General features: G+C 66.9%; 10 protein-coding genes and 1 pseudogene. 4 read left to right on the top strand and 7 right to left on the bottom strand.

Going from position 1 to position 7,971, the window contains the following annotated elements:
- The 3 genes from hisN to JOY90_RS16555 form a co-directional block, all read left to right on the top strand.
- On the top strand, positions 1 to 684 hold a 684-nt coding region (gene hisN, locus JOY90_RS16565; protein ID WP_291692195.1), incomplete at its 5' end, for a histidinol-phosphatase.
- 61 nt (positions 685 to 745) lie between these two features.
- On the top strand, positions 746 to 889 hold the full coding sequence (locus JOY90_RS16560) for a hypothetical protein (protein WP_291692194.1): 144 nt from the start codon (positions 746 to 748) through the stop codon (positions 887 to 889).
- 65 nt (positions 890 to 954) lie between these two features.
- A complete protein-coding gene (locus tag JOY90_RS16555; RefSeq protein ID WP_291692193.1) occupies positions 955 to 1,923 on the top strand; it encodes a tripartite tricarboxylate transporter substrate binding protein in 969 nt (322 codons plus the stop codon).
- A 54-nt stretch (positions 1,924 to 1,977) separates the two neighbouring features.
- Here the strand turns inward: JOY90_RS16555 and JOY90_RS16550 are convergent, their stop codons facing one another.
- The 4 genes from JOY90_RS16550 to JOY90_RS16535 all read right to left on the bottom strand — a co-directional run bounded on the left by JOY90_RS16550 (position 1,978) and on the right by JOY90_RS16535 (position 5,963).
- The gene (locus tag JOY90_RS16550) at positions 1,978 to 2,652 is read right to left on the bottom strand and encodes a response regulator transcription factor (protein ID WP_291692192.1); all 675 of its coding nucleotides are present in this window, start codon (positions 2,650 to 2,652) and stop codon (positions 1,978 to 1,980) included.
- On the bottom strand, positions 2,649 to 4,058 hold the full coding sequence (locus tag JOY90_RS16545; protein ID WP_291692191.1) for a sensor histidine kinase: 1,410 nt from the start codon (positions 4,056 to 4,058) through the stop codon (positions 2,649 to 2,651). The genes JOY90_RS16550 and JOY90_RS16545 overlap by 4 nt, the downstream gene beginning before the upstream one ends.
- 128 nt (positions 4,059 to 4,186) lie before the next feature.
- On the bottom strand, positions 4,187 to 4,987 hold the full coding sequence (locus JOY90_RS16540; protein ID WP_291692190.1) for a class II aldolase/adducin family protein: 801 nt from the start codon (positions 4,985 to 4,987) through the stop codon (positions 4,187 to 4,189).
- Between the two features lie 100 nt (positions 4,988 to 5,087).
- Complete coding sequence (locus JOY90_RS16535) at positions 5,088 to 5,963, bottom strand: hypothetical protein (protein WP_291692189.1); 876 nt, start codon at positions 5,961 to 5,963, stop codon at positions 5,088 to 5,090.
- A gap of 86 nt (positions 5,964 to 6,049) precedes the next feature.
- Here JOY90_RS16535 and JOY90_RS16530 point away from each other — a divergent pair, with 86 nt between their 5' ends.
- Positions 6,050 to 6,991: a LysR family transcriptional regulator gene (locus JOY90_RS16530; protein ID WP_291692188.1), complete on the top strand. Its 942-nt coding sequence runs from the start codon at positions 6,050 to 6,052 to the stop codon at positions 6,989 to 6,991.
- Between the two features lie 14 nt (positions 6,992 to 7,005).
- Here JOY90_RS16530 and JOY90_RS16525 read toward each other — a convergent pair whose 3' ends face one another.
- The 3 genes and pseudogenes from JOY90_RS16525 to JOY90_RS16515 all read right to left on the bottom strand — a co-directional run.
- Positions 7,006 to 7,401, bottom strand: coding sequence for a thioesterase family protein (locus tag JOY90_RS16525; protein ID WP_291692187.1), 396 nt, complete (start codon positions 7,399 to 7,401; stop codon positions 7,006 to 7,008).
- Between the two features lie 121 nt (positions 7,402 to 7,522).
- On the bottom strand, positions 7,523 to 7,726 hold the full coding sequence (locus JOY90_RS16520; protein ID WP_079567164.1) for a tautomerase family protein: 204 nt from the start codon (positions 7,724 to 7,726) through the stop codon (positions 7,523 to 7,525).
- 65 nt (positions 7,727 to 7,791) lie between these two features.
- Positions 7,792 to 7,971 (bottom strand): annotated as a pseudogene (locus JOY90_RS16515) (histidine--tRNA ligase); the annotation flags it as partial.

The raw sequence follows: 7,971 nt of genomic DNA, 5'->3' as shown, positions 1-7,971 counted from the left end.
AAAAGCAAGACCAAGGATTTCGACCCGGTCACCGAGGCCGATCGCGCCGCCGAGGCGGTGATGCGACGGCTGATCAAGGCCAACTTCCCCCAGCACGGCATCGTCGGCGAGGAGTTCGGCAACGAACGCGAGGATGCCGACTATGTCTGGGTGCTCGACCCGATCGACGGCACCAAGTCCTTCATCGGCGGCTTCCCGATCTGGGGCACCCTGATCGCACTGCTGCACCAGGGCACGCCGGTGTTTGGCATGATGCACCAGCCCTTCATCGGTGAGCGCTTCTCGGGCGACAACGGCTCGGCCAGCTACCAGGGGCCCTCGGGCGAGCGGAAGCTGTCGGTCCGGCGCTGCACGTCGCTCGAGGAGGCGACTTCCTACACCACGAGCCCGCTGCTAATGAACGAGGCTGACCGCGCGATCTTCGGCCAGGTCGAAAACAGGGTGCGGCTGTCGCGCTATGGCGGCGACTGCTATTCCTACTGCATGCTCGCTGCGGGACATGTCGACCTCGTCGTGGAGACCGGGCTGAAGCCGTATGACATCGCGGCGCTGATCCCGATCATCACCGGAGCGGGTGGCGTCGTGACGAATTGGGAGGGGGGGCCGGCGCAAGGCGGCGGACGCATTGTCGCCGCGGGCGACGGACGCGTGCATGAGGAAGCGCTCAAGCTGCTCAACGGTTAGTTCGGCCGACGCGTGTCCCGATCGTCGGCTCGGCCGACGATCTCAAATGGTCAATGACGTCGTGACGATCGCCGATGGTCACACGGTGAGCGCCTCCCATCTCGACGCGGCCGGCGTTATCCGGCACCATCATTGTATCTGGAGCCAACTCATGATCCGCCGGTCGATCTGGATCGTTGCGGCTCGAGCGCTGATCGAGGCTTGACCGGCGCCCGGTCGCCCCCGATCCAACGAAGAACGTCACGAGAAAAAGGTCGGGAGGAAATTTGGATGCACAGGTTGGTTTGGCTGGCGACGGCGCTGTCACTTCTCTTGCTGCCGTCGTTGGCCGGGGCTGAGGATTTTCCATCGCGGCCGATCCGGCTGATCGTGCCGTTCCCGGCCGGGGGGCCGAATGACATCATCGCCCGCGTGGTCGGCCAGCGCATCACCGAGATCACCAAGCAGCCGGTCGTGATCGACAATCGCGGCGGACAGGCCGGCGTGCTCGGCACCGATGTCGTCGCCAAGGCGGCGCCGGACGGCTACACCATTGCCATCACCAGCGCGAGCGCGCTCGCCATCAGCGCCTCGATGGAGAAGATCGCCTACGATCCAAAGAAGGATCTCGCGCCGGTCACGCTGGTGGCGACGGTGCCGGAAATGCTGGTGGTCGCAAGCGACGTGCCGGCCAAGAACATGGCCGAGCTGGTCGCGCTGGCGAAAGCCCAGCCCGGCAAGCTCAACTTCGCGTCCGCCGGCATCGGTGGCCTGCCGCATCTCGCCGGCGAGCTGTTCAAGCTGACGGCCAAGATCGACATCGTCCACGTCCCCTATCGCGGGGCGGCGCCCGCCATCACCGATCTGTTGGGCCACCAGGTGCAGATGGTGTTCCTGGATCTGCCGGTGATCCTGCCGCAGATCAGGGCCGGCACGCTGCGCCCGATCGCGCTCGGCGCGCGCGAACGCGCGGCGACCGCGCCGGACGTGCCGACCACCGCGGAGGTCGGCATGCCCGACGTTCTGGCCGAGAACTGGTACGGCATGGTCGCCCCCGCCGCGACGCCGCCCAACATCATCGCCGAGCTCAATCGCCTCACCCGGGAGGCGCTCGCCGACCCCAAGGTCAAGGAGAAGTTCGCGGAGCAGGGTCTCACTGCCGTCGGCAACGCGACGGAGGAGTTCCGAAGCTTCATCGATTCCGAGACGATGAAATGGGCGAAGGTGATCAAGGACGCCGGCGTCCCGACGACGAAGTAGCGCTCAGTCTCGTCGCTGGACCATCGCGGAAATCGTCGGGTAAGTAGGTCCAACCTACTCCTGCCCCGCTCCCTCGCTGACATCGCCCTGCGGCAGGATGCCCTGCCGCAGCGCGAGCAGCACGAGCTCGATGTCGGAGCCGACGCCGAGCTTGTCCTTGATGATGGAATGCTGGTTGGCGACCGTCTTCGGCGAGATGTTGAGCGCGTTCGCGATCTCCTCCGTCGTCATCTCGGCGAGCAGCATCCGCATCACCTCGAACTCGCGCGGAGTCAGGATGTCGGCCGCCGCCGTCTCGCCGGAGAGGCGGTGCAGTGCCAGCTCGTGGTCGACGTCTGGACTGATCGCGATGCGCCCGGCGAGCACGTCGGTCACCGCCCGCACCAGCGTTTCGGGCGGGCTCGTCTTGGTGACATAGCCTCTGGCGCCGGCGCGGATCGCCTGCACTGCGAAGCCGGCGTTCTGGTGCATGGTGAACACCAGGATCCGCGCCGCGCGGTCCCATTGCCGGATGCGTCGGACCGCCTCGATGCCGCCGACGCCGGGCATCGCGAGGTCCATGACCACGATGTCGGGCCTCGTTTCCTTGTAGAGCCGATAGGCCTCGGCGCCATCGCCGGCCTCCGCGACGACACGCAGGCCCGGCTGCTTCTGCAGCACCGAGCGATAACCCTCGCGGACGACGGCATGATCGTCGACCAACATGATGGTGCCGCCGGCGCCATTCATGCCGCGCGTTCCGTGGCAGCGGGCTCCTCGACGGGCAAGGCCGGCAGCGCGTGAACGGGGATCACGGCCTGCAGCGCAGAGCCATGGCCTTCACGCGACTCGAAGCTGAGCCGGCCGCCCAGCGCCGCCACGCGCTCGCGCATGCCAAGCAGGCCCATGCCCGACCTGACCGTCTGCTCACCGGCGCGGCCGTCGTCGTCGACGCTGAGCTCGACCACCCCACCGTCCTCGCGGCGCGTCAGCCGCAGACAGACCCGCGTCGCCTCGGCATGCTTGGCCGCGTTGGTCAGCGCCTCCTGCGCGATGCGGTAGAGATCGGCGCCGATCGCAGGCGGCAGGCTTTCCAGATCGCCGGCAAGGTGGATGTCGAAGCGCGGCGCGCCGCGACTGCGCCCGTTCCATCCCGCCACCAAACCTTCGAGGCTGGCGGCGAGCCCGAGCTCGTCGACATCGGGTGGGCGCAGGCGGAACAACGCGCCGCGCAGGGTCTCCATCATGCCGGTCGCAGTGCGCGCGATGCTGTCGCATTCCGGCAGGATGGCGGGACAGTCAGTCGCCGCGCTCTGGCGCACCGAGGCCGCGAGCGCTCGGATCGCGGCGAGCGACTGCCCGAACTCGTCATGCAGCTCGCGCGCCAGCCGCCGCCGCTCGTCGTCCTGCAGCGCAATCAATCGCCGCGTCAATTCGCTGCGCTCGGCGAGCGCGGATGCGAGATTTTCGGCGAGCTGGTTGAAGACGTCGCGGATCGCGGACAGTTCGGCGAGATCGAATGCCGGCAGCCGCGCGCTGAGGTCACCCGCGGCGATGCGCTCGAGGCCGGCGCGGACCAGCCGCGTCGGCCGCAGCGCGCGCGCCAGCGCGGCATAGACCAGCGCGCAGAGCAGCAGCAGCGCGACCGCCAGCACCGCCATCAGCCGGCTCGCCTCGCGCCAGGCATCGGCGGTCAGCACCGCCGGATCGATCCAGGCGACCGCGGCGCCGGCCGCGGTGCCCCGAACCAGCACCGGACGCACCGCCTCGCGACCGGGATCGAACACGGCGCGGTAGAACGCCGCGAAGGCCGCGGGCGCATCGAGCCTTCCATCGGGCGCGCCGCCGCAGACGCGCTGCACCAGCTCGCCGGCATTGCTGCGATAGGTCAGGCACAGGCCGGGCGTCATGACGAGCGCGGCGATGCTGTCCAGATCGGGAAAGTCGGCCCGCGCGGCGCCGAGCCACTGCCGCTTGCTCTCCCGCATCTCGAGCGTTCGTGCGGTAATGGCTGCGATGTCGTCGAGCTTGGCTTGCGCGGAGCGGTCGGCGTCGACCAGGAGATAGGCCGACGTGACGGCAAAGCAGAAGGCCGACACCGCGGCGACGCGCAGCGTCAGCCGGTATTTCAGATCGCTCCTGGCGAGATTCCACATGGGCGGAAGCCTTCTGCCGATGACCCATCGCTGCGACGGACATTTAACGGCAGAACCGCGGCGACGGGAAGCAAAGCCCATGATGCAGCGCGGCAAGCGGGAAAATTTCCTGCGTCGCCGCAGCGGCACTATTTCGATGTCTGGAGCTGCACCCGCTGCTTCCACAGGTTCCAGATGCGGTCGATGACCATGAGATTGGTGGCGTCCGCCTTGGCGCCCTCCTCGACCGTCAGATAGGTGACCTCCGTGCCGAGCGCGATCGCCTGCGCCTGCAGGCGCGCATCGACGTCGGTATAATAGGCGCGATAGACCGCGGCCTTCACCGACGGCCCGACCGCGACGTCGCCGTGGCCGCGCATCAGGATCACCGCCTTGTCGCCGAGCGCCGCCGCGAGCGACCTGCCGATGTCGTTGTTCCGGACCAACATATCGGTGGCGCCGAATTCCTGCGCGATGTCCCAGACCGGCACGCCGGCCGCGAGAAAGGCGGGATTGTGATAGATCGCCCGCAGCGGCGCCTTGCTGACGGAGAACGGAATCACGCTCGGCGAATGGGCGTGCACCACCGCCATCACGTCTGGCCGAGCCTTGTAGATCTCCGCATGGATGAAGCGCTCGAGGAACACGGCGCGGCCGCGCGCGTCGATCGGGTTGCCGTCCTGGTCGAACGCCATGATGTCGTCGGCGGTCACCAAGGCCGGCGCCAGCGAGCGGGCCATCAGGAAGTGGCTCGGATCGGCCGGATCGCGGGCGCTGACATGGCCAAAACCGTCCAGCACGCCGAATTCCGCGAGGATGTGGCTGCCGACCACGATGTCCTCGACCAGGGCCGGCGGAACGCCGGGCAGCGGGCCCTGCGCCTGTGCGTGGGCGCAGACGACCGCCCAGCTCAGCAGAACACCGGCAAGAAATCGGATGCGATGGGACATGGGAGACGCCGACAGAGAGAAACCGCGCACCCAGATTAGATTCTCGCGGCATCCGAATCCATCGGAATCCCACGGGTGCGCAACCAGCGTCGATGTGTCCTCACGCCTGCGCGAACGAGATCGTCGCGCGGCCGTAGTCGCCCGGCCCCATCTTGCCGTCGGGAAAGATGTGATGCCGGCCGATCCATTCGAACGACTGCTCGAACACCTCGCGCGTATAGGGCTCGAACACGATGCGCTCGCCGGGGCCCCAGCGCCGGGTGTCCATCATGGCGTGGAAGCGTTCGGGAAACTCGTTCCTGTAATAGTGGGTGTAGAGCTCCGGGCGCAGGTCGATGTCGCGTTGCGCGCGCTTCAAGGCGCGGAAATAGCGCTGGACATCCGCCGGCTCCGGCGTGCCCTTGATCATCGTCGCGATCATGAAGGTGGTGTCGATGATCTTGCGGAAGCCGAGCTGCTCGGCGAGATAATACGGTCCGTTGAACAGTGCTACCGCGGGACTGTTGCCGTCGATCAGCATCTCCATGCGGCGGAACAGCATGCCGTTCTCGAATGTCAGGTTGATGCGGTCCGCCGGCAGATACTGTTCCAGCGCCTGGATGGTGGAGTAGTGACTGCCGGACTGGTAGCCGACCGAGATCGGCACGCCGGCGAGATCTTCCGGCGTGTGTATCAGCGAATCCGCCGGGACGAAAATGCCCGAAGGCGCCACCGAATAGGCATCCGCATAGAGCCTCGCATGACCATTGGACGCCGCGACGTTGACGGTCCAATGGCAGGCGCAGCTCAGATTGGCCTCTCGGCCTTTCTCGATGCTCTGGAAGGCGCCTTCGTTGACCTTGTTGTGATGCTGCCCGCCGGTCGACTTGATCAGCTCGCGGAATTCGTAATCGAGTCCCTCGGCTCCGAAATAGCCCTTCTCCTCCGCGACCCACTCCTGCAGGCGGAAATGCGCTTCGATGATGAACTTGTCCATGACGCAAAGCTCCGTTGAGCGATTGCCGATCCGGCGAGGGTAGCATAGGAAAGCTGCCCGGCTATTCCTCTGGTGGAATATGAATTATGGCAAAATCAGCATTCGACGAACTCAGCCTGAAGGACCTGCGCATCCTTCAGGTGCTGCTGCGCGAGTGCAGCATCACCCGCGCGGCGCAGGTGCTGGAAACGACGCAGCCGGTGGTCAGCAAGACGCTCGCCTATCTGCGCGGCCAGTTCGCCGACCTGCTGCTGGTGCGGAAGGGTCATGCGATGCAGCCGACCGCCAAGGCGGTCGAGCTCGCGCCGCAACTGCGGAAGCTGCTCGACACCGCCGACGATCTGCAGGCCGACACGCAGGCATTCGATCCGGCCACGTCCGATCGCCAGTTCGGGCTGCTGGTCACCGACGTCGGCATGGTGCGCTTCCTGCCGCCGCTGCTGGCGCGGCTCGCCAAGGCGGCGCCGCGCGTACGGATTCGCGCCGTGCCGCTCGGCGCCTGGCAGATCGAATCCAAGCTCGAGAGCGGCGAGGCGGACCTCGCGCTCGGATCATTCCCGAAAGCCGCACCGCATCTGCGCCGGCAGCGGCTCTATGCCGACGGCTATCTCAGCGTGGTCCGCCGCGGCGTCGTGCGTATGCGCGACATGCGCGCGCTCGACGCCTTCGCCGCGCAGCGGCACATCCTGGTCACGGCATCGGAGACCGGCCATGCCGCGCACAGCCAGTTGCAGCGGGCGCTGGCCGCGAAGATCGCGCCGTCGAACATCCTGCTCCATGTGCCGAGCTTCGTGGCCGCTGCCGTCGTCGCCTCGCAGACCGACGGCATCGCCACCTTGCCGGAGAACCTCGCCGTCAGCATCACGCGACCGCTCGGCCTGGACTCGTTCAGGCCACCACTGACCTTGCCGCGGATCGAGATCGCGCAATACTGGCACGAACGTTTCCACCGCGATGCCGCGCATCGCTGGCTGCGCGCCGTGACGTTCGAATTGTTCGGCGAAAGGCAGCGAGGCGCGTCGCGCTGACGCGCGGCGTTCTCTCACGCGCCGTCGAGCTGCTTCATGAAGCGGTCGAGATTGACGAGGCCGCGGCCGTGGCGGCCTTCACCGATCTTGCGCTCGCCGTCGAAGGCCACGACTTCGAAGCGGATCAGGCGGCGCTCGACCTCGATCACCTTCGCCGTGGTGCGGATGGTCGCGCCCACGAGTGAGGCCGCGAGATGCCGGACATCGACCTCGGTGCCGACCGTGATCCAGCCGGGCGCGAGATGCCCGGAGATGGCATCGCCCGACGTCATCTCCATCTCCAGGATCATCATCGGCGTCGCATAGACCTTCGGCATGTGAGCGAGGAAATGCCCGACCGTGCGCTCCACCGGCACCACCAGGAGCCGCTCGGCGCTCATGCCGACCTTGATGACGTCGCGTGCATCCATGGGAAATTCCGTCATTCCGGAGCACACGCACCAGCGCGTGAATCCGGAATCCAGAGGTTGTAGGATCGAGATTCCGGGCTCGATGCTCCGCATCGCCCCGGAATGACGATGACGCTGCGCGTCACTTCTTCGCGGCGGCTGCGCGCTCCACGAAGGTCTTGCCGCCCTTCATCTTGTGGGCGAGCGGCGCCTCGTTGATCTGGATCACCACGGCGTCGGCATCGACGCCGAGGTTCTTCACCAGTGCCTGCGTGATGTCGCGCATCATGCCGGCCTTCTGCTCGTCGGTGCGGCCGGCGGCCATGCTAATGGTAATCTCGGGCATCCTGTTTCTCCCTTTGCTTGAGCAGCGCAATGCGCAGCCACCCTCGCCCACAAAGGGAGCGCAAATCAACCCCACTTCACCTCATGGCGGGCCAGCACTTCGCGCACCTTTGTCACCAGCTCATCTTCCCGGCAGGAGAACTGCGCCGGCCGGCTCTCGCGCCATTCCTGGTGGGAGGCGATCGCGGCCGCCGCCTTGGCGCCCTCGATCAGGTCCTTGATCTGCACCTCGCCGCGCGCTTTCTC

Origin of the sequence: Bradyrhizobium sp. (assembly GCF_019242285.1) — a bacterium.
Lineage (GTDB): Bacteria > Pseudomonadota > Alphaproteobacteria > Rhizobiales > Xanthobacteraceae > Bradyrhizobium.
The sequence above is the reverse complement of the archived record's forward strand: the minus strand, read 5'-3'. Positions and strand labels throughout refer to the sequence as shown.

What these genes read in the sequence shown, in the direction of transcription:
- JOY90_RS16545 (WP_291692191.1), bottom strand. Translation starts at nt 4,058, where the DNA reads ATGTGGAATCTCGCCAGGAGCGATCTGAAATACCGGCTGACGCTGCGC.
- JOY90_RS16520 (WP_079567164.1), bottom strand. Translation starts at nt 7,726, where the DNA reads ATGCCCGAGATTACCATTAGCATGGCCGCCGGCCGCACCGACGAGCAG.
- JOY90_RS16540 (WP_291692190.1), bottom strand. Translation starts at nt 4,987, where the DNA reads ATGTCCCATCGCATCCGATTTCTTGCCGGTGTTCTGCTGAGCTGGGCG.
- JOY90_RS16535 (WP_291692189.1), bottom strand. Translation starts at nt 5,963, where the DNA reads ATGGACAAGTTCATCATCGAAGCGCATTTCCGCCTGCAGGAGTGGGTC.
- JOY90_RS16555 (WP_291692193.1), top strand. Translation starts at nt 955, where the DNA reads ATGCACAGGTTGGTTTGGCTGGCGACGGCGCTGTCACTTCTCTTGCTG.
- JOY90_RS16530 (WP_291692188.1), top strand. Translation starts at nt 6,050, where the DNA reads ATGGCAAAATCAGCATTCGACGAACTCAGCCTGAAGGACCTGCGCATC.
- JOY90_RS16525 (WP_291692187.1), bottom strand. Translation starts at nt 7,401, where the DNA reads ATGGATGCACGCGACGTCATCAAGGTCGGCATGAGCGCCGAGCGGCTC.
- JOY90_RS16550 (WP_291692192.1), bottom strand. Translation starts at nt 2,652, where the DNA reads ATGAATGGCGCCGGCGGCACCATCATGTTGGTCGACGATCATGCCGTC.